General features: G+C 65.2%; 29 protein-coding genes. 11 read left to right on the top strand and 18 right to left on the bottom strand.

Features of this window, described 5'->3' with window-relative positions:
* Window positions 1-25 precede the first annotated feature (25 nt).
* The 5 genes from queA to SPYCW_RS02620 form a co-directional block, all read right to left on the bottom strand.
* Window positions 26-1,063 carry a tRNA preQ1(34) S-adenosylmethionine ribosyltransferase-isomerase QueA gene (gene queA / locus SPYCW_RS02640; protein WP_120215474.1) on the bottom strand — a complete coding sequence of 346 codons (1,038 nt, stop codon included), beginning with the start codon at window positions 1,061-1,063 and terminating at the stop codon, window positions 26-28.
* Between the two features lie 14 nt (window positions 1,064-1,077).
* Window positions 1,078-1,887 carry a peptidylprolyl isomerase gene (locus tag SPYCW_RS02635; RefSeq protein ID WP_269461336.1) on the bottom strand — a complete coding sequence of 270 codons (810 nt, stop codon included), beginning with the start codon at window positions 1,885-1,887 and terminating at the stop codon, window positions 1,078-1,080.
* 86 nt (window positions 1,888-1,973) lie between these two features.
* Window positions 1,974-2,480: a pantetheine-phosphate adenylyltransferase gene (gene coaD / locus SPYCW_RS02630; RefSeq protein WP_120215473.1), complete on the bottom strand. Its 507-nt coding sequence runs from the start codon at window positions 2,478-2,480 to the stop codon at window positions 1,974-1,976.
* On the bottom strand, window positions 2,480-3,334 hold the full coding sequence (locus tag SPYCW_RS02625) for a polyprenyl synthetase family protein (protein WP_443029464.1): 855 nt from the start codon (window positions 3,332-3,334) through the stop codon (window positions 2,480-2,482). The genes coaD and SPYCW_RS02625 overlap by 1 nt, the downstream gene beginning before the upstream one ends.
* A gap of 72 nt (window positions 3,335-3,406) precedes the next feature.
* The gene (locus SPYCW_RS02620; RefSeq protein ID WP_120215471.1) at window positions 3,407-3,682 is read right to left on the bottom strand and encodes an exodeoxyribonuclease VII small subunit; all 276 of its coding nucleotides are present in this window, start codon (window positions 3,680-3,682) and stop codon (window positions 3,407-3,409) included.
* 111 nt (window positions 3,683-3,793) lie between these two features.
* On the opposite strand from SPYCW_RS02620, the gene SPYCW_RS02615 reads away from it, so the two are divergent.
* From SPYCW_RS02615 to SPYCW_RS02600, 4 genes are all read left to right on the top strand, one after another.
* Entirely contained in the window at window positions 3,794-4,210 is a 417-nt protein-coding gene (locus SPYCW_RS02615; protein ID WP_120218053.1) for a DUF2177 family protein, read from the top strand.
* Window positions 4,211-4,342: 132 nt separating this feature from the next.
* Complete coding sequence (locus SPYCW_RS02610; protein ID WP_120215470.1) at window positions 4,343-4,639, top strand: hypothetical protein; 297 nt, start codon at window positions 4,343-4,345, stop codon at window positions 4,637-4,639.
* An 80-nt stretch (window positions 4,640-4,719) separates the two neighbouring features.
* On the top strand, window positions 4,720-6,963 hold the full coding sequence (gene purL, locus SPYCW_RS02605; RefSeq protein WP_120215469.1) for a phosphoribosylformylglycinamidine synthase subunit PurL: 2,244 nt from the start codon (window positions 4,720-4,722) through the stop codon (window positions 6,961-6,963).
* Between the two features lie 122 nt (window positions 6,964-7,085).
* A complete protein-coding gene (locus tag SPYCW_RS02600) occupies window positions 7,086-7,826 on the top strand; it encodes a DUF72 domain-containing protein (RefSeq protein ID WP_120215468.1) in 741 nt (246 codons plus the stop codon).
* Between the two features lie 145 nt (window positions 7,827-7,971).
* Here SPYCW_RS02600 and SPYCW_RS02595 read toward each other — a convergent pair whose 3' ends face one another.
* Window positions 7,972-8,754, bottom strand: a complete 783-nt coding sequence (locus SPYCW_RS02595) for a ubiquinone biosynthesis protein COQ4 (RefSeq protein ID WP_232014802.1) — start codon at window positions 8,752-8,754, stop codon at window positions 7,972-7,974.
* 114 nt (window positions 8,755-8,868) lie between these two features.
* Here SPYCW_RS02595 and SPYCW_RS02590 point away from each other — a divergent pair, with 114 nt between their 5' ends.
* Both SPYCW_RS02590 and SPYCW_RS02585 read left to right on the top strand, forming a co-directional pair.
* On the top strand, window positions 8,869-9,543 hold the full coding sequence (locus SPYCW_RS02590; RefSeq protein WP_120215467.1) for a nitroreductase family protein: 675 nt from the start codon (window positions 8,869-8,871) through the stop codon (window positions 9,541-9,543).
* A 28-nt stretch (window positions 9,544-9,571) separates the two neighbouring features.
* On the top strand, window positions 9,572-10,834 hold the full coding sequence (locus SPYCW_RS02585; RefSeq protein WP_232014801.1) for a DUF418 domain-containing protein: 1,263 nt from the start codon (window positions 9,572-9,574) through the stop codon (window positions 10,832-10,834).
* Here the strand turns inward: SPYCW_RS02585 and SPYCW_RS02580 are convergent.
* The 6 genes from SPYCW_RS02580 to panB form a co-directional block, all read right to left on the bottom strand.
* Window positions 10,828-11,232 (bottom strand): Hpt domain-containing protein, encoded by a 405-nt coding sequence (locus SPYCW_RS02580; RefSeq protein ID WP_171005243.1) that lies wholly within the window; start codon window positions 11,230-11,232, stop codon window positions 10,828-10,830. The two genes, SPYCW_RS02585 and SPYCW_RS02580, sit on opposite strands and share 7 nt — an antisense overlap.
* A 115-nt stretch (window positions 11,233-11,347) precedes the next feature.
* Window positions 11,348-11,575 (bottom strand): sulfurtransferase TusA family protein, encoded by a 228-nt coding sequence (locus tag SPYCW_RS02575; RefSeq protein ID WP_120215465.1) that lies wholly within the window; start codon window positions 11,573-11,575, stop codon window positions 11,348-11,350.
* Window positions 11,565-12,941 carry a ribosome biogenesis GTPase Der gene (gene der / locus SPYCW_RS02570; protein ID WP_120215464.1) on the bottom strand — a complete coding sequence of 459 codons (1,377 nt, stop codon included), beginning with the start codon at window positions 12,939-12,941 and terminating at the stop codon, window positions 11,565-11,567. The genes SPYCW_RS02575 and der overlap by 11 nt, the downstream gene beginning before the upstream one ends.
* A 49-nt stretch (window positions 12,942-12,990) precedes the next feature.
* Window positions 12,991-14,325 carry an outer membrane protein assembly factor BamB family protein gene (locus SPYCW_RS02565; RefSeq protein WP_120215463.1) on the bottom strand — a complete coding sequence of 445 codons (1,335 nt, stop codon included), beginning with the start codon at window positions 14,323-14,325 and terminating at the stop codon, window positions 12,991-12,993.
* 1 nt (window position 14,326) lies between these two features.
* Window positions 14,327-15,100, bottom strand: a complete 774-nt coding sequence (locus SPYCW_RS02560; protein ID WP_120215462.1) for a tetratricopeptide repeat protein — start codon at window positions 15,098-15,100, stop codon at window positions 14,327-14,329.
* A 107-nt stretch (window positions 15,101-15,207) separates the two neighbouring features.
* On the bottom strand, window positions 15,208-16,071 hold the full coding sequence (gene panB, locus SPYCW_RS02555) for a 3-methyl-2-oxobutanoate hydroxymethyltransferase (RefSeq protein ID WP_120215461.1): 864 nt from the start codon (window positions 16,069-16,071) through the stop codon (window positions 15,208-15,210).
* Between the two features lie 127 nt (window positions 16,072-16,198).
* On the opposite strand from panB, the gene SPYCW_RS02550 reads away from it, so the two are divergent.
* Window positions 16,199-16,621, top strand: a complete 423-nt coding sequence (locus tag SPYCW_RS02550; protein WP_120215460.1) for a hypothetical protein — start codon at window positions 16,199-16,201, stop codon at window positions 16,619-16,621.
* A gap of 2 nt (window positions 16,622-16,623) precedes the next feature.
* Window positions 16,624-16,842 carry a helix-turn-helix transcriptional regulator gene (locus SPYCW_RS02545; RefSeq protein WP_120215459.1) on the top strand — a complete coding sequence of 73 codons (219 nt, stop codon included), beginning with the start codon at window positions 16,624-16,626 and terminating at the stop codon, window positions 16,840-16,842.
* Window positions 16,843-17,065: 223 nt separating this feature from the next.
* On the opposite strand, the gene SPYCW_RS02540 is transcribed toward SPYCW_RS02545, so the two are convergent.
* From SPYCW_RS02540 to SPYCW_RS02530, 3 genes are read right to left on the bottom strand one after another with little or no spacing between them, the layout of a single operon-like run.
* Window positions 17,066-18,139: a glycerophosphodiester phosphodiesterase gene (locus SPYCW_RS02540; protein ID WP_120215458.1), complete on the bottom strand. Its 1,074-nt coding sequence runs from the start codon at window positions 18,137-18,139 to the stop codon at window positions 17,066-17,068.
* Complete coding sequence (locus SPYCW_RS02535; RefSeq protein ID WP_120215457.1) at window positions 18,136-18,486, bottom strand: ArsC family reductase; 351 nt, start codon at window positions 18,484-18,486, stop codon at window positions 18,136-18,138. Before SPYCW_RS02535 ends, SPYCW_RS02540 begins: the two co-directional genes overlap by 4 nt.
* Before the next feature lie 58 nt (window positions 18,487-18,544).
* The gene (locus SPYCW_RS02530) at window positions 18,545-19,222 is read right to left on the bottom strand and encodes a Crp/Fnr family transcriptional regulator (protein ID WP_232014800.1); all 678 of its coding nucleotides are present in this window, start codon (window positions 19,220-19,222) and stop codon (window positions 18,545-18,547) included.
* 253 nt (window positions 19,223-19,475) lie between these two features.
* Between SPYCW_RS02530 and SPYCW_RS02525 the strand changes: the two genes are divergently transcribed.
* Entirely contained in the window at window positions 19,476-20,849 is a 1,374-nt protein-coding gene (locus SPYCW_RS02525; protein ID WP_120215455.1) for a class II 3-deoxy-7-phosphoheptulonate synthase, read from the top strand.
* 113 nt (window positions 20,850-20,962) lie between these two features.
* On the opposite strand, the gene SPYCW_RS02520 is transcribed toward SPYCW_RS02525, so the two are convergent.
* Together SPYCW_RS02520 and SPYCW_RS02515 are read right to left on the bottom strand one after the other, a co-directional pair.
* Window positions 20,963-22,468 carry a M28 family peptidase gene (locus SPYCW_RS02520; protein ID WP_232014799.1) on the bottom strand — a complete coding sequence of 502 codons (1,506 nt, stop codon included), beginning with the start codon at window positions 22,466-22,468 and terminating at the stop codon, window positions 20,963-20,965.
* A gap of 176 nt (window positions 22,469-22,644) precedes the next feature.
* Window positions 22,645-23,448 carry an HpcH/HpaI aldolase/citrate lyase family protein gene (locus SPYCW_RS02515; protein ID WP_120215453.1) on the bottom strand — a complete coding sequence of 268 codons (804 nt, stop codon included), beginning with the start codon at window positions 23,446-23,448 and terminating at the stop codon, window positions 22,645-22,647.
* An 82-nt stretch (window positions 23,449-23,530) separates the two neighbouring features.
* Between SPYCW_RS02515 and SPYCW_RS02510 the strand changes: the two genes are divergently transcribed.
* Window positions 23,531-24,451: an SPFH domain-containing protein gene (locus SPYCW_RS02510; RefSeq protein ID WP_120215452.1), complete on the top strand. Its 921-nt coding sequence runs from the start codon at window positions 23,531-23,533 to the stop codon at window positions 24,449-24,451.
* 1 nt (window position 24,452) lies between these two features.
* Entirely contained in the window at window positions 24,453-24,899 is a 447-nt protein-coding gene (locus SPYCW_RS02505) for an NfeD family protein (protein WP_120215451.1), read from the top strand.
* A 162-nt stretch (window positions 24,900-25,061) separates the two neighbouring features.
* Here the strand turns inward: SPYCW_RS02505 and SPYCW_RS02500 are convergent, their stop codons facing one another.
* The gene (locus SPYCW_RS02500; protein WP_120215450.1) at window positions 25,062-25,592 is read right to left on the bottom strand and encodes a GNAT family N-acetyltransferase; all 531 of its coding nucleotides are present in this window, start codon (window positions 25,590-25,592) and stop codon (window positions 25,062-25,064) included.
* Between the last annotated feature and the right edge of the window lie 4 nt (window positions 25,593-25,596).

The following is a 25,596-nucleotide window of genomic DNA, read 5'->3' as shown; positions in this document are numbered from 1 at the left end:
ACGCGCGCCGCGCGCGACGAAGGAGCTATCCCGCGCGGTTGGGCAGCAGCAGGCTGGCGTCGCCATAGCTGTAAAAGCGATACTCGCTCGCGATCGCATGGGCATAGGCCGCCTGCATCGTCTCCAGCCCCATCAGCGCACTGACCAGCATGAACAAGGTCGACTTCGGCAGGTGGAAATTGGTCATCAGCCCGTCGATCGCCTTGAACCGGTAGCCGGGGGTGATGAAGATCGCGGTATCGCCCGCGAAGGCCGTGATCGTGCCGTCGTCCTGCGCGGCGCTTTCGAGCAGGCGCAGGCTGGTGGTGCCGACCGCGATGATCCGCCCGCCCGCGGCCCGCACCGCGTTCAGCCGCGCCGCGGTGTCGGGTTCGATCCGCCCCCATTCGGCATGCATCACATGGTCGTCGGTGTCGTCGGCCTTCACCGGCAGGAAGGTGCCCGCGCCGACGTGCAGCGTCAGCGTTTCGGTCGCGACGCCCGCAGTTTCCAGCGCCGCGAGCAAGCCGGGGGTAAAATGCAGCGCCGCGGTCGGCGCCGCAACCGCGCCATCCTTGGCCGCGAACATCGTCTGATAATCGGACCGATCGTCGTCGTCGGTCGCGCGCTTGCCCGCGATATAGGGTGGCAGCGGCATCGTCCCCGCGCGTTCGAGCAGCACTTCGACCGGTTCGTCGCCCGCGAAGGCCAGAATGAAGCTGCCGTCGGGCAGGCGCTCCTCGGCCACGGCCGCGACCTCCGCGCCGAAATCGACCGTCTCGCCAACGCGCAGCCGTTTTGCGTTGCGCACGAACGCCTGCCAGCGGCGCAGGTCGATCCGCTTGTGCAAGGTGGCGCCGATGCGTGCGTCGCCGCGCCGCCCTTCCAATTGCGCGGGAATCACGCGCGTGTCGTTGAACACCAGGCAGTCGCCGGGGCGCAGCCATGTCGGCAGGTCGCCGACCCCTGCATCGATGATCGTCCCGCCATCGACCACCAGCATCCGCGCCGCATCGCGCGGTCGCGCCGGGCGCAGCGCGATGCGCTCGTTCGGCAGGTCGAAATCAAAGGCGTCGACGCGCATCGCGCGCGAATCCCTTAACGGATCGGGGCGTTGAGTTGGTCGGCGGTGATCTCGGCCGCAGGTGCCGGCGCCGGCACTGCTTCGACCAGCATCGACGCGGGCGGCATCGGCTTGTTGTCGGCAGCGACCGCCACCTGGACCATGCGCGACATCACCGCGGGCGGCTCGCCCTTCTGGATCGCATCGATATATTGCATGCCCGATACGACGCGGCCGAACGCGGTGTAGCGATTGTCGAGTGCGAAGCGCGGCTGGAACATGATGAAGAACTGGCTGTTCGCGCTGTCTTCGCTTTCGGCGCGCGCCATCGACACGGTACCGCGCAGGTGCGGGGTGACGTTGAATTCGGCCTTGAGGTCGGGCAGCTGCGAGCCGCCCTGCCCGGTCGCGGTCGGATCGCCCGTCTGCGCCATGAAGCCGTCGATCACGCGGTGGAATTTGACCCCGTCGTAAAAGCCCGCGCGCGCCAGCTGCTTGACGCGCTCGACATGGTTCGGGGCGACTTGGGGATAAAGCTGGATCACCACCCGCCCACCGGTCGAAAGGTCCAGGTTGAGCATATATTCGGGGTTGTTGATGTACTGATCGGGCGTCATCGTCGGGGCCGCCGGAGCCGCAGCGGCAGCGGTTGCGGCCTCCGCCGCAGTGCCGGCGTCGGGCGCGGGCGGAACATCGACCGGCGGCGGCGGAGCGTCCGTCGGCGGCGCGGGCTGCGCCGTTTCGGGCATCGGGTTCGGCGCGGGCGGCGCCTCTTGCGCGGCGGCCGAAGCCGCGAGACCGAACGCCATCGCCGTGAAGATCATGGGGCGGAAGGAAAATTTCATGCTGGATCGGCCTCTGTCAGAAAATCGGATCTTGCGCCCCGTTGGCGCGCCCTAGCGCGAAAAAGCTGAACGCTCAATGATCGGTATCAGCGATCGCCCTGGAGCAGCCCGCGCTCGGCAATACGCCCGACGACGGCGTCGCGCACCGAAGGCGTTACGAATTTGTGGATGTCGCCGCCAAAGATCGCAATTTCCTTGACCAGCCGCGACGCGATTGGTTGCAGGCTGACGTCCGCCATCAAAAAGACGGTTTCCACGCGGGCGTTGAGCTGGCGGTTCATGCCCGTCAACTGATACTCATATTCGAAATCGGTGACGCCGCGAATGCCGCGGATGACGATCGACGCGCCTTGCGCGTCGGCGAAGTCCATCAATAGCGAATTGAAACCGACGACCTCGATGTTCCCATCGATCTCCGCGACTTCCGCCTTCACCATCGCGATCCGTTCGTCGTCGTCGAACAAGGGCGATTTCGCGATATTGGTGGTCACCCCGATGATCAGCCGGTCGACCAGCTTCGCGCCGCGGCGGACGATGTCCATATGCCCCAGCGTGATCGGGTCGAAGGTTCCGGGATAAACCCCAATGCGCATCAACGGTCCCTTTCCACGACATAGCGGGCGATGGCGCGCAGCAACGTCGCCTCGTCGCCAAAGCTCGCCAGATGCCCGATCGCCTGGTCGACCAGCGCGGTCGCCTGTCCGCGGGCGCGTTCCAGCCCCATCAGCGTGACGAATGTGCCCTTGCCCGCGGCCGCGTCCTTGTGCAGCGCCTTGCCCGCCAGCGCCTCGTCGCCCTCGACGTCCATGATGTCGTCGGCGATCTGGAAGGCGAGCCCGATGTCGCGCGCATAAGCGCGCAGCGCGGTGCGTCCCTCGGGCGGGATGCGCGCCAGGATCGCCCCGGCCTCGACCGAAAAGGCGATCAGCGCCCCGGTCTTGAGCTGTTGCAGCCGCGTCACCGTCGGCAGGTCGAAGTTCGATGTTTCGGCGGCAAGGTCCATCATCTGACCACCCGCCATCCCGGCCGGCCCGGCGGCGCGCGCCAGTTCGCAGCACAGCTCGCCGCGCACGAACGGATCGCTGCTAGTCGCCGGATCGCACAGCCATTCGAACGCCAGCGCGTGAAGCGAATCGCCCGCTAGCACCGCGGTCGCCTCGTCGAACGCCTTGTGCACCGTGGGCTTGCCGCGGCGCAGGTCGTCATCATCCATGCACGGCAGATCGTCGTGGATCAGCGAATAGACGTGCATCGCCTCGACCGCCGCGCCGACGCGCAGGCTGAGCCCGCGATCGACATGGAACAGGTCGCCCGCGGCGCGCACGAGCAGCGGGCGCAGCCGCTTGCCGCCCGCAATCGCGGCATGGCGCATCGCTTCGTAAAGCGGCGCGCGCGGGTCCTTGGGAACCGGCAGCAGCTGGTCGAACAGCCGGTCGATGCCCGCCATCACCTCGGCCTGCGTGGCAAGCAGCAACTGCGTTCCGCTCGAAAGATCGTCGCTGGTGGACGCCATGACCGTTCAGCTTTCGCCGAAGGGGGTGGTTCCCGCCGGTCGCCCGTCGGCGCCCAGGCTCACCTGCTCGATCCGCGCCTGCGCCGCGACGAGCCGCGCTTCGCAATGGCTGCGCAGCGCATGGCCGCGCTCATAAAGCGCCACCGATTCCTCCAGGCTGACATCGCCGCTTTCCAGCCGCCGCACGATCGTTTCCAGCTCGCCCATCGCGGCCTCGAACGAAAGCGCGGTAATGGCAGGGTCCGGGGCGGGCGCGGCAGCGGCGTCGGGGGTATCCGTCATAGCCCTGCTTTGGCCCTTTCGCCCCCCAATGGTCAAGTGCGGTCAGGCTTGACGTCGCACCGCGTCCGCCTAGGCTGGCCCGCACCCGATCGCCAGGACGAAAGCTCCGTCATGACCCTGCAAACCGTCGCTGCTTATTTCGCCACCGCGATCATCTTTGGCATTCTCGACGCGGTCTGGCTCCGTACGATGCTGACGAAAGTCTATCGTCCTGAAATCGGCGCGCTGCTGATGGATGGCTGGCGCCCGGCGCCGGCGCTGATCTTCTATGCGCTCTATATGCTCGGTATCCAGATTTTCGCCGTTGCGCCGGCGCTGGCAGCGGGCAAATGGCAGGTCGCGGCGCAATGGGGGGCGATGTTCGGCTTTTTCTGCTACATGACCTATGACCTTACCAACCACGCGACGATGAAAATCTGGTCGACCAAGGTGACCTTGCTCGACATCGCGTGGGGGACGCTCGCGACGGGATTTGCGGCGGGTGCCGCGGCGTGGCTGGTGCTGACCCTGCTGCCGCGTCCCGCGTAACGCCGCTCCACTTTCAGCAATCACGATTCCGCTTTTTGCAATTGCCGAGCCGCGCATGGCCACGCATGCTGCACTGCACAAGAGAGAGGGGTGTAAAGGCAAGTTTTGTTCTGGTAAACAAGGACTTGCATCATGAAAAAATTCTTCCTCCCCGCCGTCGCATTGTTTGCGAGCACCCCCGCCATCGCCCATGCCGATGAACCCGCAGCGCAGCGTTTCGAGTACAAAGGCAGCAGCTACAACTACACGGTGACGCAGGTCGGCGACGTCCGTATCATCAGCGGCATCGAAGAACGCACCGGCAAGCCTTTCACGTTGCGCGTCGGCGCCAACCGCGTCCGCGGCACCGTCGGGTCGCAGCAGGTCAGCTTTGCGCTTCGCGACGTTGAGCCGCTGACCAAGCCCGCGACGACCATCGCCTCGCGCTGACGCAATCAACCGCAGGCTCCATGGTGCTTTTCGCATCATGGGGTCTGTTCGTTTTGCGCCTACATCGCTAAAGGCGCGCCATGACTCAGCCCGCGCCCACTATCACCCCCGAAATCGTCGCCGAACACGGGCTTTCGCCCGAGGAATATGATCGCGTCCTCGCCGCGATCGGCCGCGAGCCCAATCTTGTCGAACTCGGCATCTTTTCGGTCATGTGGTCCGAGCATTGCAGCTACAAAAGCTCGCGCATCCATTTGAAGAAACTGCCGACCGAAGCGCCCTGGGTGATCTGCGGCCCCGGCGAGAATGCCGGCGTCATCGACATCGGCGAAGGCGCAGGTGGCAAGAAGCTCGCCGCGATCTTCAAGATGGAGAGCCACAACCACCCCTCGTACATCGAACCCTATCAGGGCGCGGCGACCGGGGTCGGCGGCATTTTGCGCGACGTGTTCACCATGGGCGCGCGTCCGGTCGCAAACCTCAACGCGCTGCGTTTCGGTCGCCCCGACCATCCGAAGATGAAGCACCTCATCTCGGGCGTCGTCCACGGCATTGGCGGTTACGGCAATTGTGTCGGTGTCCCGACCGTCGGCGGCGAGGTCAATTTCCACAAGGCCTATGACGGCAATATCCTCGTCAACGCGATGACCGTCGGCGTCGCCGAGCAGGACAAGATCTTCTATTCAGCCGCATCGGGCGTCGGCAATCCGATCGTCTATGTCGGCTCGAAGACCGGCCGGGACGGCATCCACGGTGCGACCATGGCATCGGCGGACTTCGGCGAGGATGCCGAGGAGAAGCGCCCGACGGTGCAGGTCGGCGATCCCTTCACCGAAAAACTGCTGATCGAGGCGTGCCTCGAACTGATGGCGTCGGACGCGATCGTCGCGATCCAGGACATGGGCGCCGCGGGGCTTACCTCGTCATCGGTCGAAATGGCGTCGAAGGGCGGCGTTGGCCTCCACCTCAAGATGGACGATGTGCCGCAGCGCGAAACCGGCATGACCGCCTATGAGATGATGCTGTCCGAATCGCAGGAACGCATGCTGATGGTCCTGAAGCCCGGCAAGGAAGAGTTCGCCAAGGCGATCTTCCACAAATGGGAACTCGATTTCGCGGTCATCGGCACCGTCACGGATACGGGGCGCATGGTCCTCGAGCATCATGGCGAGATTGTCTGCGACATCCCGCTCGCCCCCCTCGCCGACGATGCGCCGCTCTATGACCGCCCGCACGTTCCGACCCCGAAGCAGGCCGAGCTGACCGACGTTCCCGAAACGCAGGACGTCGCCGCCGACCTCAAGACCTTGATGGGCACGCCCGATATCGCTTCGCGCCGTTGGATCTGGGAGCAGTATGACAGCCAGGTCGGTGGCGACACGGTGCAGACCGGCGGCGACGCCGCGCTCGTCCGCATCCATGGCACCAACCGCGCGCTCGCCATGAGCACCGACTGCACCCCGCGCTATTGCTACGCCGACCCCGTCGAGGGCGGCAAACAGGCGGTCGCCGAAACCTGGCGCAACATCACCGCGGTTGGCGCGACCCCGCTCGCGATCACCAACTGCCTGAACTTCGCCAACCCGCAGCGCCCCGAAATCATGGGGCAGATCGTCGGCTGCCTCGACGGCATGGCAGAGGCGTGCCGCGCGCTCGACTATCCGATCGTGTCGGGCAACGTCAGCCTCTACAATGAATCGAAGGCGACCGGCGGCGGCAGCGCGATCCTGCCCACCCCCGCGATCGGCGGGGTTGGCGTGATCGAGGACCTGAACCGCGCCGTCGGCATCGGCTTCAAGCGCACCGGCGACATCGTGCTCGCGGTCGGCGAGCGCGCCGGCCACCTCGGCCAGTCGGTGTGGCTGCGCGAAATCCATGGCCGCGAGGAAGGCCCGCCGCCCGAGGTCAACCTCCGCTGTGAAAAGCGCACCGGCGATTTCATCCGCCGCGCGATCAACGCGGGGTGGATCACCGCGTGCCACGACGTCTCTGACGGCGGCATCGCGGTGACGCTCGCCGAAATGGCGCTGAAATCGAACATCGGCGTGCTGGTCAGCGAAGAACAGCCGTTCGGCGTCGCCGAGAGCTTCTTCGGTGAGGATCAGGGGCTTTACCTCGTGACGGTGTGCGACACCTGCCTCGCCGACTTCCTCGACGCCGCCGGCCGCGCCGACGTGCCCGTCGATCCGGTCGGCCGCACGATCAAGGATCGCATCGTGTTCGAACTCGAAGGCAGCGACCATCAGGTGACGCTGGCGGAACTTCGCGAAGCGCATGAGGGCTTTTTCCCGAACCTGATGGGCGCCGACGCGGCTTTGGCTTAGGCCATAAGTTACCCCAAAAACCGTTCGCCCTGAGCTTGTCGAAGGGCCGTACTTTCTTTAGCCGTGGCTAGGAAAGAACGGTGCTTCGACAGGCTCAGCACGAACGGGATAGGTGACAATTTATGACCATCCACATCGGCATCGGCGGCTGGACCTACGAGCCCTGGCGCGGCACCTTTTACCCGCCCAAGCACCCGCAGAAACGCGAACTCGAATATGCCGGCCAGCACCTGACCGGGATAGAGATCAACGGCACCTATTACAGCAGCCAGAAGCCCGAGACGTTTGCAGGCTGGGCGGCGGCGGTTCCCGACGGCTTCAAGTTCAGCGTCAAGGCGTCACGTTTTTGCACCAACCGCAGGGTGCTCGCCGAGGGCGCCGGTTCGATCGAAAAATTCCTGACGCAGGGGCTGACGCGGCTCGGCGACCGGCTCGGCCCGATCCATTGGCAGTTCATGGCGACGAAGAAGTTCGACCGCGACGATTTCGCCAGCTTCCTCGACCTGCTGCCCGACCGCCAGGACGGCCTGCCGCTCCGCCACGCGATCGAGGTCCGCCACGAAAGCTTCCGCGACCCGGCGTTCATCGATCTGGCTCGCGAGCGCAACATGGCGGTCGTTTTTGCCGACAGCGACGAATTCCCCTGCATCGAAGAACAGACCGCCGACTTCACCTATGCGCGGCTCCAGCGCAGTCAGGAGGATATCGAGACGGGCTATGACGACAAGGCGCTAGACCGTTGGGCGGCCCAGGCAAAAGACTGGGCCAAGGGCGACCGCGACGTCTTTATCTTCTTCATTTCGGGCGCGAAGGTGCGCAACCCAGCGGCGGCACAGGCGCTGATCGCCAGGCTGGCGGGCTGACGATCCTCCCTGTCGCGCAGCGATGGGGAGGTGGCAGCGCGAAGCGCTGACGGAGGGGCTTTGGCCCCAACGGCGCGCCCCCTCCACCACTCATCGGCGATGAGCGGTCCCCTTCCCCATCGCTGCGCGACAGGGAGGATCTGGTTCAGGCCGCCATCGCCTGCGGCGCCGCCAGAAAATTATACGGATCGATACCGCGGCTGCGGTAAGCGCGGTGCGCTTCCTGATACAGCGTCGGCTCGCCGATCCCCAGCCGCGCGCGGGCGGCGTCGAGCGGCTCGGCAAGCAGCGCGCGGATGTCCTGTTCGATGATGGCCTTTGCCGCCTTGCCATGGCGCTGCCCCTGGCGGATCGCGCCGAACACGGGGGCATTGGCCTTGACGCTGCGCTTCACCTCGTAACCGCCGGCATAAGCAATGAAGAAATTGCCGTAATTTCCGGTCTGGCCATAGGTGAAACCCAGCACGCACTGTTCGCCCAGCGCATCGCGGCCATAGCCGGTCAGGATGTGGAACAAATCATGCGTGTCGCGCAGGCGATTGGCATACCATTGCACCTGATCGTCGAATTTCGGGCGGCCCATCTTGTCGGCCTCGGCCACCAGACCCGCCGCCGACAGCCCTTCGCGGCGCATGAAGGTGACATAGGCGTGACCAACGCTGCCCTCGGGCAGCGCATCGATCCACGCATGATCGTCGAGCAGGTTGGGCAAATAGGGTTCGCTCGCCATCAACTGGCGACCCTTCTCGCTTTCGACAAAAGCGCGCGCGTCGTCCATGAAGCCCTTGCGCGGCAGGCTTTCAAAGATGTGGAACACCTGTTCGGTGTCTTCCTTGTCCTTGATCAGCTTGCGGAAATGCGACAGCGCCTTGAACGGGCGAAAGGTCGGCATCTTGCGGTCGGGGTGGGAGAAGATGGTCGGGGTCATGGCGGGTCTCGTTAGGGTCGGTTGCGGATTGTCAGATAGCATTACTGACACAAATGTCAATAGTCGGCAAACGGACGCTGGCGAGATCGTCGCATCGACGATAGACCGTCGATCATGAAACCGCACGCCACCATCCCCTATACCGCCCTGCCCTCGATCACCGACGCCGACCGCGTCGCCGCAGCGGAGGCGTTTCGCAATCATGTCGCGGCGCGTCGGACGTGCCGAATGTTCGCCGATACCCCGGTGCCGCGCGCAGTGATCGAAGCCGCAATCGCCGCCGCCGGAACTGCGCCGAGCGGCGCCAACCACCAGCCGTGGCACTTCGCCGCGGTTTCGAGCCCCGCCATCAAGCACCAGATCCGCATGGCCGCGGAAGCCGAGGAGCGCGAATTCTATGCGAGCCGGGCAGGACAGGAATGGCTGGAGGCGCTCGCGCCGCTGGGGACCGATGAGGACAAGGGCTTTCTCGATGTCGCGCCCTGGCTGATCGTCGTGTTCGGACAGCGACGCGGCGGCATCGATCCCGGCGATACACGGCAAAATTATTATGTCACCGAAAGCGTCGGCATCGCGTGCGGGCTGCTGCTCACCGCGCTGCACAGCGCGGGGCTCGCGACCTTGACCCACACGCCGTCGCCAATGGGTTTCCTGCGCGAGATTTGCGGGCGCCCTGCCGACGAAAAGCCGCTGATGCTGATCGTGACCGGCCACCCCGCGCCCGACGCCACCGTTCCCGTCTATGCGACACGGAAAAAGCCGCTCGACCAGATCACCACCTGGCTGTAGTATAGAACTAGTACAGATGGAGAGCGGCGTGCGCGAAGATCAACCCGTTTTGCCCGGCCGCCTCGTCTCGCTCGACGCCATCCGCGGGGTTGCGGTGATGGGCATTTTGGCGATGAACATCGTTGCCTTTGCGCTTCCCTTTCCGGCCTATTCCAATCCTGCCGCGGGCGGACCGCCGAGCGACATCGACCTCGCAACCTGGTTCTTCAATTTCGTCTTTGTCGATTCCAAGATGCGCGGGATGTTTTCGCTGCTGTTCGGCGCCAGCACGCTGCTGGTGATCGACAGCGCGGCGATGGCCGGGCGCAATACCGCGGGTGCCCATTATTCGCGCATGTTCTGGCTGGCGCTGTTCGGCCTCGCGCATTTCTATCTGGTCTGGTTCGGCGACATTCTGTTCCTCTATGCGATTTGCGGGCTGCTGCTGTTCCTGTTCCGCAACCTGTCGGCAAAGGCGCTGCTGCTCTGGTCGCTGCCGTTTTTCCTTGTCGGCATCGGCTTGCCGGCGAGCCTGTGGGCCATGTTGTCGATGGCGCAGGCTGGTGGGCTTCCTGCCGAGGCCGCGGCAGGGATGCAGGAAGCGCTGCGGCAGATGAACGCCGATATGGGTCCGTCAACGCCAACCTATGGCAAAGAGACGGCGCTCTACCTCGGCAGCTACGCCAGCATTGTTGGACATCGCACCAGCGCGATGGCGGGCGATCCGCTCTATTTCGTCGGCATGTTCCTGTGGGAGGCGATGGGGCTGATGCTGATCGGCATGGCGCTGTTCAAGTCGCGGATGCTGACCGGCGACTGGACGATCGCGCGCTATCGCAAATGGGCGATCGCCTGCTTCCTGATCGCGATTCCGCCGCTGGTCATGCTGGCGCTGTATCAGATGCGCTCAGGCTATGATGCGGTGGCAATTTTCGGCGCGTCGCTCGCGCTATCGATCCCCTTTGACACGCTGATGACGGTCGGCTGGATCGCGCTGATCATGCTCTTGATCAAGTCTGTGGCCAGCGATGCCGTGCGCGAGCGGCTCGCCGCCGCGGGCCGTATGGCGTTCACCAACTATCTCGTCACCTCGATCGTGATGACGACCATCTTTTACGGCTATGGGCTGGGGCTGTTCAGCAGCGTCGGGCGCGCTGCGCTCTATCTTTTCTGCTTCGGCATGTGGACGCTAATGCTGCTGTGGTCGAAGCCGTGGCTCGACCGTTTTCACTATGGCCCGTTCGAATGGCTGTGGCGCAGCCTGTCGCGCGGTGCGGTTCAGCCGATACGGAAAGCGCCGCCGGTTCAGTAACCGACCGCGCGGCCGAACCCGGTCGGGCGGCGTTGGACCAGCGGATTGGCCTCGCGCTCCAGCGCGCTCAGCGTTTCTTCGAACAGTTTGCGCAGTTCGACGACGCGCGGCAGATATTCCTCGGGGCTGATCTGACTTTCGACACAATGGCGCGCGAACATTTCGATGTCCTCGGCGACCGCACCCAGTCTTTCACCGCCGAACTGGCGCGCTTCACTTTTCAGCGTATGCGCGGGCATGACCAGCCCGCGTGCGTCGCGGGCGCGCATCGCGTCCTCGATCGCCGCCACCGATTTGGTGCCGTCTTCGCGAAAATAGCCCAGAATCCGGACAAACGCGGCGCCCAGCTGGGTGCGCGTGGCGCGGAATTCATCCCAATCGACCAGCACTTCGTCCAATGTCGTGTCCCTTGGTATTCAAATTCGGTCGTGGTCCCGCCCGACACATGCCCAGTTTGGGTAAAAAAGACGTTACGACGGCGGGCCTTTGCCACCAAAGCCGCCCCATTTTGGGTCAGCGGCGACGCACACGCCAGCACTGGGCATCGTCGGCCGCCGCCTCGACCTCGACCGTCCAGCCATGTTCGGCGGCCAGCGCCGCCACTTCGCGCCCGGCCTGCGGGTCATCGGCGATCAGCTGTACGTCGGCAGATTCGCGCATTGCGCGCGCCAGCCGCAGCGCGGGCCAGGGGCAGCGCATCCCGCGTGCATCGACGACCAGCGCCGACGTGTTATTCGTCATAGGGGTTGCGCGAATTGCGGAAGTTGAGCCGCACGGGCACGCCCTGGAAGCCCAGCTCCTTGCGCATGCCGTTGACCAGATAACGGGTGTAGCTGCCCGGCAGGCTATCGGTCCTCGTGCCGAACACGACAAAGGTCGGCGGCCGTGTCCGCGCCTGGGTGATGTAGCGCAGCTTGATGCGTTTGCCGCCCGGTGCAGGCGGCGGATTATTCTCGACAGCCGTTTCGAACCAGCGGTTGAGCTTTGCCGTCGAAACGCGGTTCGTCCAGATCGCCCGCTGTTCGAACGCGACACGCACCAATGTGTCGATACCCTTCCCCGTTGCGCCCGAAATAGTGAGCACGGGGACGCCCTTGACCTGGCTGAGCCCATCGTCAAGCGCGTTTCGCACGCCGTTGAACAGCGCCGACGCCTCCTCGGCGACATCCCATTTGTTGAGCGCGACGATCAGCGCGCGCCCTTCCTGCAGCACCCGGTCGGCGATACGCAGGTCTTGCGCCTCCAGCCCCTTGGTCGCATCGAGCAGCAGCACGACAACCTCGGCAAAATCGACCGCATGCAGCGCGTCGGCGACCGACAATTTCTCGAGCTTGTCGACCACCTTGGCACGCTTGCGCATGCCCGCGGTGTCGAACAGCTGGATTTCGTGAACCTCGCCGTCATTTTCCCATTGCCAGTCGACGCGGATCGAATCGCGGGTGATCCCTGCCTCCGGGCCGGTGATCAGTCGGTCTTCGCCGATCATCCGGTTGATCAGCGTCGACTTGCCGGCGTTGGGGCGTCCGACAATCGCCAGCTTCATCGGGCCGAGCGGGGCATCCTCGTCATCGCTGTCGGCGGCAACCTCTTTTTCGATTTCATCGAACGGCTCGACGATCGGGCGCAGCGCGTCGAACAGGTCGACGACGCCCTCGCCATGCTCGGCGCTGAGCGCGATCGGATTGTCGAAGCCGAGCGAATAACTTTCCATCAAGCCATTCTCGCCCTGCTTGCCCTCGGCCTTGTTGACCAGCAGGATGATCGGCGTGTCCTCGCTGCGCAGCCAGCGCGCGATTTCCTCGTCGAGCGGCGTGACCCCGGCGCGGCCGTCGATCATGAACAGCGCGGCATCGGCCTCGCGCACCGCCTTTTCGGTCTGGACACGCATCCGTCCGGGCAGCGTCGCAGCGTCCTCATCCTCGAACCCTGCGGTATCAACGATGCGAAATTCCAGCCCGAGCAGATTGGCATCGCCCTCACGCCGGTCGCGCGTCACCCCGGGCTGGTCGTCGACCAGCGCCAGCCGCTTGCCGACCAGCCGGTTGAACAGCGTCGATTTGCCCACATTCGGGCGGCCGACAATGGCGATCGTCGCGAATCGCGACATGACAATTTATCCCTGTTGTTACGCCGGGCCGCCCCGGCCCGGACGCTTGTCAGCGCCAGGCCGTGATCTGCCCGTCGTCCGCCAAAATATACAAAATATTGTTCGCCACCACCGGCGCCTGCGACAGCGACGATTTGAATTCAGTCGATCCGAGCAGCGAGCCGTCGGTCGGCGAGAATTCCTGCAGCATCCCCTCGCTGTTGACCGCGATCAGGCGGCCACCGGCCAGAATCGGCCCGGTCCAGCGGATCGGGTCCTTCTTCTTCTTTTCGGTTTCGACGCGGAAGCGCGCGAGCTGTTGCAGCCAGCGCACCTTGCCGGTCGTGCGCGCGACGCACAGCAGCTTGCCGTCGTCGGTCATCGCATAGACCCATTCGCCGACCACATAAGGCGTCGAAATACCCGCGATCGAGATTTCCCAGCTGCGCTGGCCGGTAAGCAGCTCATAGCTTGCCATGCGGCCGCCCTGGCCCAGCGCAAAGACGCGGCCATTATCGACGACCGGGTCGGCATCGACGTCGGTCAGCGTCGAAACCGACAGCGCCATCGACGTGCGCGCCAGCGCATCTTCCCACAGGTCGCGACCATTTTCGTACCGATAGGCCTGGACTTCGCCCGACGAATAACCGGCGACGATCGTCCCTTGCCCCGCCGCGGGCGACGCCGCCCCGAACACGCTGCCCGGTTCGAGCGACGCGGTCGCCTGCCACAGCACCGCTCCGTTCGCGGCATTCAGCGCGATGATCTGGTTGTCCTGGCTGATCACATAAACGCCGCCAAAGGCAATCGTCGGCGCGCCGCGCAGCGGCCCTGCGGGCTTCACCTTCCAGATCACCGATCCGTCGGCGGCATTCAGCGCCGCAACATCGCCGACGCCGCTGGTCGCATAGACGACATTGCCATCGACCCCGGCACCGCCGCCGAACAGCGAATCCTTAAAATCCTTGCCCGTGCTGCCGATCGAGGTGCGCCACAGCGGCGCCCCGGTGTCGGCGGCAAACGCCTGAACGACCGCTTCGGTGTCGACCGCAAACAGGCGGTTATCGGCAATCACCGGCGAAGCGGCCAGCCGCTGCTTCTTGTTGCTGCCCGCGATATTCGCCTGCCACAGCTTGCTGCGCGTCGCGCCGAGCGCCGGGTGGCCCATCGATTTCGATGCGTTACCGCCCGACTGCGCCCAGGCGGCGTTGACCGCGGGTTCGGGCAGGACGACGGCGATCGCCGCGGTTGCCGGATCAACCTTGATGCTATTGTCGTTCGACAGGATCGACACCCGCTCGCCGACGGTCGGCGTCTTCGGGCCGCCGTCGCCCTTCAGCACGCCGCAACCCGCGAGCGGCAGCGCCAGCAGCGCCGCATAGAATCCGTAACGCGTCTTCCGCATATTAATTGGCTTCCTCAACTGGGGCGGCTGCCGCTGCCTTCGGCGCGGCATTGCCTTTCTGGTCTTCTGCGGCGCTTTCGTCCGCGCGGTCGGCGACCGCATCGACGCCGAGCATGCCCGCCATCTGCACCGACCGTGACTGCAGAGACTTGGCAACGCCGGGCGATTTGGCGATGCGGCCATAAAGCGCGCCCGCCTGATCATATTGGCCGAGTTGGTAATGGGCGGTCGCCGACAATTCGGCGGCGCTGGCGAACCAGCTCGACACGGGATCCTTGGCGTCGACCAGCGGCTTCATGCGCGCGATCACCGCTTCGGGTTTCAGACTGTCATATTCGAACGCGGTCTGGCGGATCAGCGCAAGGTCGCGCAGTGCCTGATCGAGCTTGGTGTCGGCAGCGACTTTGGCCATCAGCGCGGCAGCGGCTTTCAGGTCGCCGCCCTGCGCCTTGATATTTGCCTGCTGCATCATCGCGACCGCGCGGTAAGCGGGATCGCCCTCCGCCGCGATCTTTTCAAGTTCGGCCGCGGCGGCACGCGGCTGGTTCGTCGACAGTTTCTGGAACGAGGCGATCAATTCTTCGGCCTGCTCCCCGCGCGCGGCGTCCTGGCGATGGTTCCAGTACAGATAACCGCCGAAGGCCAGCAATGCGGCGATTACCCCGCCGAAAATCCAGCGGCCATAGCGCTGCACGATCGTGTCCAGCCGGTCCTTGCGGACGGCTTCGTCGACTTCTTGCAACAGCGCGGCATCGTTGGTCGGGCTCAGGGCCAATCAAACCTCCATTTGTCATTCATGGCTCTGGGGCCGCGGCTTCCTTAGCGACGGCGCGGAAAAAGGCCAAGCGATTCACTGTGCCTCGATCCGTACCGCGCGCCGTCTCAGCCCGCGTAGATCTGATCCTCGGTCGGGAATGAACGAGACCTGACTTCGTCGGCATAGTCCTTGACCGCGCTTTCGACCTCGCCCGCCATATTGCCGAAGCGCTTCACGAACTTCGGGACGCGTTCGAACATGCCGAGCATGTCGTCGGTGACCAGCACCTGCCCGTCGCACTGTGCCGACGCGCCGATCCCGATCGTCGGGCAATCTACCTTGTTCGTGATCTCGATCGCGATCGATTCGAGCACGCCCTCGATCACGATCGAAAACGCCCCGGCCTGCGCCACCGCAACGGCATCCTCGACGATCGAGCGGGCTTCTTCCTCGCTCTTGCCGCGCACGCCATAACCGCCGAGGATGTTGACCGCCTGCGGGGTCAGCCCGACATGGCCCATCACCGGGATGCCGCGCTGGGTCAGGAATTCGATCGTCGGCGCCAGCACCTTGCCGCCCTCGACCTTCACCGCGGCGGCGCCGGTTTCCTTCAGCAGCCGCGCAGCATTGTCGAACGCCTGTTCGGGGCTGCCCTCATAGCTGCCGAACGGCATGTCGACGATCACCGCGGCGTGATAGCTGCCGCGCACGACCGCGGCGCCGTGCAGCGCCATCATGTCCATCGTTACGCCGACCGTATGCGGCAGGCCATAGATCACCTGCGCCAGCGAATCGCCGACCAGCAGCATGTCGCAATGCGGGTCGAGCAGCTGCGCCATACGCACCGTATAGGCGGTCAGCATGACGATCGGCTCACCACCCTTGCGCTGGCGGATACGCGGCACCGTCAGGCGCTTCATCGGCTGCGGCGTCGGATTGGCGCGGCTGGTGGACGTGTCGAGGGTGAGCGTTTTCGGCAGCGTGGACATAGGATGCGGGCTTAGCGGCTTATGGTGCGGTGCGAAAGCGGCAAAGCCCGGCCATGTCATTGGTGATTGACTCCATGTTAAAAATATTAGACATAAAGTTCGAATCATATGACATGGAGTGGCAGGCATGACCTTTCGTGAAAAGACACATTGGGTGGCACTGGTGGTGATGATCGCGGCCTTTGGCTGGTATTTCTTTCGCCTGCATACGGCGCTGCCGCATGGCCCCGGAAACATTGCGGCCAGCGGCAGCTTGCTGACCGTGGTCACCATCGGCATCATCGTGGCGATGTCGATCATCATCGGCGTGATCGCTGCGCGCAGCCCCAGCGAGGCCCATGCCGCCGCAGACGAACGCGAGCGCTCGATCCATTGGCGCGGCACTCACTATGCCTATTACCCGATTGTCCTCGGCGTCTGGCTATGCATCTGGATGATCTTTGCGGGCTATTCGATGCCGACCTTGCTCAATACCATGCTGGCTGTGGTCGTGTCAGCCGAATTGGTTCGCATCGGCGCGCAGCTCTATCTCTACCGCCGGGACGGCTGACGATGGCGCTCCCCTTCACCAACGACATCCGCACCCTGCGTTTTCTGGCGAGCGAGATGACACAGGGCGATCTTGGCGAGCGCGTCGGCGTGACGCGCCAGACGATCGCGGCGATCGAACAGGGCAAATATTCACCGTCGCTCGAGGTCGCGTTTCGCATCGCCCATGTGTTCGGCAAGCCGCTCGAAGCGGTGTTCCAATGGGACGATGGCACCGATTGAAGACAGCGCGGCCGCGCGGCCCGGCCCACGCCTCTCCCCGGGGGCGTCGGGTCGGGTTTTGGGCAGCTTTGGTGTGGGAAGCGGGCACTCCAATAGACCGTCGCCCCCGCGCAGGCGGGGGCCGCTACCGGCCTTATTCTCCGCTGCTGCGTAAACCTCCAGCGGCCCCCGCCTTCGCGGGGGCGACGGCTGGTTCCGGTCGCAACCCGTCACTAGCGAACGCTCAGCGTTGTGCCACTTTCGTTGCCGCCACCGCCTCGCGCACATTGTCGCTGAACAGACCGTCGATCCCGGTCGCCAGATAGGCGGCGACCTCCGCCCCCACGTCGCCATGCGCCGCCGGGTTCAGCCCGCCCTTGTCGCCGAGCGGCAGGAAATAATTCTCGCGCCGGAACGTCCACGGGTGGACTTTTAGGCCTGCGGCATGCGCATCACGTACCAGGCCGGTCGGTTCGCCAAGCGAGCCGAGCGCCGCGCGCGGGATCACCATCGCCTTGTTCGGGCCGATCCCGTCGGCATAGCTGGCGATCCGCGTCAGCCCCGCAGGCGTCGCCATCACGGCATAGCTGGTTTCGGGCATATCGGGTGGCCCACCTTCGCTATCCATCAGCTGAATCAGCGGCAGATCGCTCTTGGCGCGCAGGTCCATCAGGTTCCGCACTTCGAAACTCTGGATGAAAACCGGCGCCTTGCGCCCGCGATAGCCGAAGCGATCCAGCAGCGCGAGCAGCGGCGCTTCGTGCGGCAGGCCGATCGCGATGAAATGGCTGGGATGCTTGGTTTCGGGATAGACGCCGACCGGCTTGTCGCGCCCGCGGTTGACCTCTGCCAGCAGCGCCAGGATTTCCTCGAACGTCGGAATATCGAACTGGCCGTCATAGTCGGTCGAGCGCAGTTTCGGCAGCCGTTCGCGCGCGCGCAGCGTCTTGAGTTCGGCGAGCGTGAAGTCCTCAGTAAACCAGCCGCTGACCTCGCTACCGTCGATCGTCTTGGTCGTCTTGCGGTCGGCGAATTCGGCGCGATCGGCGACGTCGGTGGTCTCCGAAATTTCATTCTCGTGCCGCGCGACCAATATGCCGTCTTTGGTCAGCACCAGGTCGGGCTCGATAAAATCGGCGCCCTGCGCGATCGCCAGCCGATACGCCGCGATCGTATGTTCGGGCCGCTCGCCCGACGCGCCGCGATGCGCGATGACGATCGGCGGCTGGCCGTCGAGGGTCGGCTGCGTCGCCACCGGATCAGCCGCGCAGCCGGCGAGCAGCGGCAGGGCGAGCGACGCCAGCAGCCAGCGGATCATGCCGCAAAACGCGCCTGCCAGTCGGCGGGCGAAAAACCGACGCTGAGCGCGCCCGCGGCCTCAACGACCGGGCGGCGAATCATCGCGGGTTGGTCAAGCATCAGCGTCTTGGCCGATGCCGCGTCGAGCCCGTCCTTTTGCGCATCGGGCAGTTTGCGAAAGGTCGTGCCCGCCTTGTTGAGCAACTTTTCCCATCCCAGCGCATCAATCCAGCCTTGCAGCCGTTCAGCGTCCAGCCCGTCCTTGCGGACGTCGTGAAAGCGGTACGCGACACCCTGTTCGTCGAGCCAGCGCCGCGCCCTTTTCACCGTGTCGCAATTCGAAATGCCATAGAGAATCATCGTCATGGCGGCGGGATTAGCAGGCCGCGATGACAAGTTCGAGGCGTCGCGGCGGTTATCACTCTCACACGATCGGCGCCCGGTCGGCGATCCGGGTATTCGCGCTCGCCAATTTGCCGCGGAGCGCGCGCGCGAAACCCTCGTGCAGCGTGCTCGCGATGGCGGGATTGGCCGCCAGATAGGCGCGCAGCGCCGCCGCGGGGACGAACCACAACCGCGCATTGCTGCCCAGCAGCACGGTGCCCGTCGCGTGGGTGCCGTCGAGCACCGTCGCTTCACCGATCAGCGCGCCGTCGGTCAATTTGCCGACCTCGGTGCCATCGCGGAGAATCGCTGCCTGTCCTTCGGCCAGATAGAAGAGGCTGGGCGCCGCCTGATTTTCGCGGATCAGAATTTCGCCGCGCTTTGCCGAAATCCAATGCCCCTGATCGATCAGCCCGCGCGCCGCCACGGGATTGAGGCCGTTGAAATGCTCGCGCCGCAGCGCCTCCTCCTCGGCCGAAAAGCTCACCTGGCGCTGGCGCAGCCACAACCGCGCCAATATGCCCAGGTTGACGACGAGTATCGCCAGCACCAGCATGCCATAGCCGACGTCGGGTTCGCGGAACAAAACCAATGGCACCGCGACCAGCGCTGCCGCCGCCAACCCGATCCGGACATAATCGATGCGCACGACAAAGCTGGTCGCGAGCAGCAACAGCAATGCCCCATATACAAACCATGCGGACTCAAAATTCGCCATAGCCAGTCGCTTTGCGTGGAGACCCGGTATCGGGTCGTTGCATCCATAACGTCGCCGATAGCCAGATGCCTTGGATGCGCCGGTTGCATTCCAAAACCATGAAACAAACTATCAGTTTTTGGTCCCCAAGAAAAGCATAGGTGCGCAGTTGTCACGATAATGCTAATTTTATCGTTCGCGAATTGGCATAGATTGCATCGACGCGACATTCGCGCCATGGCGGCGCCCGGCTTGAAGACAAGAAGACAGGCAGATGACGAAGAATTGGCAACCGCATAGCTGGCGCTCGCACGACGCCTGCCAACTGCCCACCTATCGCGACGCCGATGCGCTCGCGGCGGCCGAGCATGAGCTCAGCAATTATCCGCCGCTGGTCTTTGCCGGCGAAGCGCGCGACCTGACCGCCGACCTGGGCCGCGTCGCCGAAGGCAAGGCGTTCCTGCTCCAGGGCGGCGATTGCGCCGAAAGCTTTGCCGAATTTCATCCGAACAACATCCGCGACACCTTTCGCGTGCTGCTCCAGATGGCGGTCGTGCTGACCTTTGCCTCGAAAATGCCGGTGGTGAAGCTCGGCCGCATGGCGGGCCAGTTCGCCAAGCCGCGCTCGGCCGACATGGAAGATGTCGATGGCGTGTCACTGCCGAGCTATCGCGGCGACATCATCAACGATATCGCGTTCGAGGAAGCGGGCCGCGAACCCGACCCCACGCGCATGGTGAAGGCGTATAACCAGTCGGCGGCGACGCTGAACCTGCTGCGCGCGTTCGCGAACGGCGGCTATGCCAATCTGCACCAGGTCAACGCCTGGACCCACGACTTTATGGACCGCAGCCCGTGGGCCAAGAAATATCAGGAAACCGCCGCGCGCATCTCCGAGGCGCTTGCCTTCATGGAAGCGTGCGGCGTGACCCCCGAAACGGTGCCGCAGATCAAGGGCACCAGCTTCTACACGAGCCACGAGGCGCTGCTGCTCCCCTATGAACAGGCGCTCACCCGGCAGGACAGCCTGACCGGCGGCTGGTACGACACGTCGGGCCATTTCCTGTGGGTCGGCGACCGCACCCGGTTCGAGGGTTCGGCGCATATCGAGTTTCTGCGCGGCATCGGCAATCCGGTCGGCATGAAATGCGGGCCGAGCCTGGAGCCCGACGTGCTGCTGCGCCTGCTCGACACGCTCAACCCCAATCATGTCGCGGGGCGCATGACGCTGATCACGCGTTACGGCCATGACAAGATCGAGGCGCATCTGCCCAAGCTGGTGCGCGCGGTGAAGGAATCGGGGCACCCCGTCGTCTGGTCGTGCGACCCGATGCACGGCAATGTCATCAAGACCTCGACCGGCTACAAGACGCGCCCGTTCGAGCGTATCCTGGCCGAAGTGCGCGGCTTCTTTGCGGTCCACCGCGCCGAGGGGACGCATGGCGGCGGCATCCATATCGAGATGACCGGCCAGAATGTCACCGAATGCACCGGCGGCGCGATGGATGTGACGCAAATGGACCTTGCCGACCGCTACCACACCCATTGCGATCCGCGCCTCAACGCGGGGCAGTCGCTGGAGCTGGCGTTCCTGCTCGCCGAGATGCTCAATCAGGAAATGAGCGAGCGGGCGAAGCAGGCGGCTTAGTTTTTACCGTCGCCCCCGCGAAGGCGGGGGCCGCTGGCAACCTTACGCAAGGCCGATAGCGGCCCCCGCCTTCGCGGGGGCGACGTTATCGTTCCGCCATTATTCGGCGAAGCTTACTTCCCCGGCCACGCCTTCACATCGGCGAACGCCCGCCCCAGCCCGACGTGCAGGTCGGCATCCTCCGCCGCGCCGCCGAGCGGGATCTTGTCGCTGAAATTGTCGTTGGGCCCATGATAGTCGCTGCTCAGAAACGCTTCGAGCAGCGGCATGTCCGAAAAGCTGCCGCCGACCATCAGCGACGTCACGCCCTTCGCGCCGAGTGCCCAACCGTCCTGACGCTGGATAAAGGCGTCGGCCTCGCCATCCTCGTCGAGCTTGCGGCCAAGCTTCGTCGCCACTTGGCGCACCACCGCGTCATAGGCGGGCTTGCCGCGGCCGATCGTCGCAACCGGGGTGCCGCGCGGCGAAATCGCGATCGTGTCGACATTGAGCGCGACGGTGATGTCGGTGAGCGGGACGACCGGATGGTCGGCAAAATAGCGCGCACCCAGCAGGCCTTTTTCTTCGGCCGTCGTCGCCAGGAAATAAATGTCGCGGTCGGGACGCGCGCCGGACGCCAGTCGCTTGGCAACCTCGATCAGCACTGCGATGCCGCTGGCATTGTCGACCGCGCCGTTGCAGATCCGGTCAGCGTCGCCTTCGTCGCCGCAAATGCCGAGATGATCCCAATGGCCAAGGAACAGCACCGCCTTGCCGTCGGGCTTGGCGCCGGGCAGCTTTGCGATGACATTGTTGCTGATAAAGGGCCGGATCGCCGACTGCGTCGTCAGATCGGCGCTGACCGGCAGTACCACGCCGCGATAGTCGGGCGACTTTGCCGCCTCCCGCAGCGCGCCGCCATCCTGACCCGCCTTGGCGAGCAGCGCGTCGGCGGCTTCGAGCGACAGGAAGCCGCTGACCGGCGCCGCGGGCTTGGCATCGGCGAGCCGCATCGACGTAGCGCCCGCGCTGTCGCGCAGCTGCGCCCATGGCACCGCGTCGGTCGCTATGACCAGCACCGCCGCAGCGCCCGCGTCGGCAAGCAGTTGGCGCCGCTCGCGATACCGCGGCAGCTTGTCGCCAAACGGCGCATTGTCGAACAACATGATCGCCAGCTTGCCGGCCACATCGGCGTTGACCTTGCCCGTGCCATCGACCCCGTAGCCGACAAACACCGCGGGGACATTGGTCAGCGCCGCCGACGCCTCGCGCCCGGTCAGAATGATGCCGTCATCCTCGATCGCGAAGTCGCGGCCATGCACCTTGAACTTGGCGGTGCCGCTGACGGCGCGGCTCTCGACAAAGGGGATCGGCTGCAACCATGGCGTCGCGCTGCCCGGCACGGCTTGGAGGCCTGCCTTGGCCCATTCGCCGACGATATAGGCGATCGTGCGATCCTCACCATCGGTTCCCGGCGCCCGCCCTTCGAACGCATCGTCGGCCAGTATCTTGATATGCGCGGCGAGCTGAGCCTCGGTGACCGGCGGGTCGGCCTTGGCGGGCGCGGCCGCGGCGGCGGCGGGGACACAGGCGGCAAGGGCGACGGCCGCGATCGCGGCGCGGAAATGAATGATCTTCATGGCGCCGCCGCATGGCATTTCCGCCCCGGTCAGGCAAGGCGCGTTCGTCGAACGACAAATGCCGTTGGGCGTTGCGCTGCCATTCTGGCTTCGTCACCCCGGCGAAGGCCGGGGTCTCACCGTCGCATCCTAACGTACCGCCGAGATCCCGGCCTTCGCCGGGATGACGGACATATTCAGCGCCGTGCCAACAGCGCCCGCGCCGCCGCGACATGCATATCCTCGATCATCCGCCCCGCATGCCGCTGTGCGCCCCCGGTCGCCGCAGCGACCAGCGCCTCGGCGGCGGCGATCTCGCGCGCCGATGGGGCAAAGGCGGCGTTGCACAGATCGACCTGCGACGGGTGGATCAGCGACTTGCCGTCGAACCCCAGCCGCCGCCCCTCGTCCGCTTCGGCGGCAAAGCCCGCCGCATCGTCGATCGCATTATAGACGCCATCGAACGCCCACACCCCGGCGGCGCGCGCCGCCAGTACGATCGCCTGAATCGCGTGGCTCATCGCTCCGCGGTCCATTCCGGCGGGCAGTTTCAATTCATGCGCAAGGTCGTTCAAGCCCGCGATCAGCCCCGCGACCGCCGGATCGGCGGCGATATCGCGCGCCGCGTAGATGGCCGTCGGCGTCTCGATCATCGCCAGCAGCGGCAGCCCCAGCCCGCGCGCGGGATCAAGATCGGCGGGGGCATCGACCTTGGGCAGCACCAGCGCATCGAGCGTCAGGTCCGCGACCGCATCGATGTCGGCGGCCTGCTCCGCCGTCCCGGCTCCGTTGATCCGCACCGCGACGCGCTTGCCGGCAAAGCCCGCCGCCACCGCGGCGCGCATCGCGGCGCGCGCCTCGTCCTTGCGATCCGCGGGAACCGCGTCCTCCAGATCGATGATCAGCATCTCGGCGGCCAGCCCGCCTGCCTTTTCCAGCGCACGCGCGTTGGAGCCGGGAACATAGAGCAGCGAGCGGGGCGCGAACATGTGTTGGGTCATGCGCTTTTGTCTGGCGCAAGGCAGCGGTTCCCGCAATAAAGGAGTGCGGCCCGGGCGGCCTGCATCGCGGAGGGGATTTTCGATGGATTACTGGTTTCCGATCGCACTCGTCGTACTCGCGGCGGTGTTCCTGCTGTGGGCGCTGACCCCGGTTCGGCAGGGTTACAGCTATACGATCGAACGCTTCGGCCGCTACACCCACACTGCGCAGCCGGGCCTCAATTTCATCATGCCGATCTTCGACCGCGTCGGGCGCAAGGTCAACATGATGGAACAAGTGCTCGACATCCCGGGGCAGGAAATCATCACCAAGGACAATGCGATGGTCGCCGTCGACGGCGTCGTGTTTTTCCAGGTGCTCGACGCCGCCAAGGCGGCCTATGAGGTCAGCGATCTTTACTTGGCGATCATGAACCTCACGACGACCAACCTGCGCACCGTGATGGGGTCGATGGACCTCGACGAAACCCTGTCGAAACGCGACGAGATCAACGCCCGCCTGCTGCACGTCGTCGATGATGCGACGACGCCGTGGGGGGTCAAGATTACCCGCGTCGAGATCAAGGACATCCGCCCGCCCGCCGACATCTCGAACGCGATGGCGCGCCAGATGAAGGCGGAGCGCGAAAAGCGCGCCAACATCCTCGAGGCCGAAGGCATGCGGGCGTCCGAAATCCTGCGCGCCGAGGGCGAGAAGCAGGGCCAGATCCTGCAGGCCGAGGGTCGCCGCGAAGCCGCATTCCGCGACGCCGAAGCGCGCGAACGCGAAGCCGAGGCCGAGGCCAAGGCGACGATGATGGTGTCCGACGCGATCGCCGGCGGCAACGCGCAGGCGATTAATTACTTCATCGCGCAAAAATATGTCGAGGCGGTCAGCCAGTTCGCGACCAGCCCGAACAGCAAGACCATCCTGTTCCCGGTCGAGGCAACGCAGCTGATCGGCACGCTGGGCGGGATCGGCGAGCTGGCGCGCGACGCGATCGAACGTAAGACGGGAGCCTGACATGCCCGATTGGCTGAACAATATGGCACCGCATTGGGCATGGCTGACGATCGGCGTGCTGCTGTGCGCCGCCGAAATCGTCGCGCCGGGATTCTTCCTCGTCTGGCTGGGCGTCGCCGCGATCGCCACCGGCGTCCTCGCCTTTCTGCTGCCGGTCGGGGTGCCGATGCAGCTCGGCATCTTTGCCGTGCTGGCGTTCATCGCGCTCTATGGCGCGCGCCGCTGGCTCAAGGCCAATCCGATCGAGTCGACCGACCCGCTGCTCAACCAGCGCGGCGGGCGGCTGGTCGGCGAGGTGCTGACGCTGGTGACCGCAATCGAAAACGGCCGCGGCCGCGCCAAGGTCGGCGACGGCGAATGGCCGGTGCGCGGGCCGGATGCTGCCGAGGGGACAAGGGTTCGGGTGATCAGCGCCGACGGCGGGGTGCTGGTGGTCGAGGCGGCGTAACTCAGCGTCGCCCCCGCGAAGGAGTGAAGGGTCGGATTGTCCCCCGGACAATCCTTGGACATGCGGGGCATGTCCAACCCTTAACTGGCCGCTTGCAGTCTTTTCCTGCGTCGTCGAGTAAACCGACAGCGGCCCCGCCTTCGCGGGGGCGACGGCCTGCTTTCAGCCGCCTTTGGGCCGCGCGTAAATCGCCACCACATGCCCCAGCGCATCGCTCTCCCCGATCCGCCGAAACCCCAGCTTCGCCGCCACCCGCTCCGATGCGTCGTTGCCCGGATCGATGATGCAGCGCACTTCGGCGGCATCGAGATTGGCGTCGGCCCAGCCGAGTATCGCGCGCATCGCCTCGGTCGCATATCCCGCGCCCCAATGGTCGGCGTCGAACGCCCAGCCCGCCTCGGGCAGCCCTTCCAGTTCGGGAATGCCGCGGCCGAAATAGGACAGCCCCCCCATGCCGACGAGCGCGTCGCTCGCCTTGTCGGCGAACACCCAGTAACCGAACCCCATCACCGGCCACAGCCCCGCCGAGCTCAGGAATTTTCCCCAGCTGACGTCGGGCGCGCGCGGTTCGCCGCCGATGAAGCGCGTCACGCGTTCGTCGGCCCACATCGTGATATGAACATCCTTGTCGGACAGGCGCGCGGGGCGCAGGCGCAGGCGGTCGGTTTCGATGACGGGGGCGATCTGGAACATGCGC

This window comes from Sphingopyxis sp. EG6, from assembly GCF_003609815.1.
GTDB lineage: Bacteria > Pseudomonadota > Alphaproteobacteria > Sphingomonadales > Sphingomonadaceae > Sphingopyxis.
Note: the sequence above shows the minus strand (reverse complement) of the source record. Positions and strands in the feature narration are given on the sequence as shown.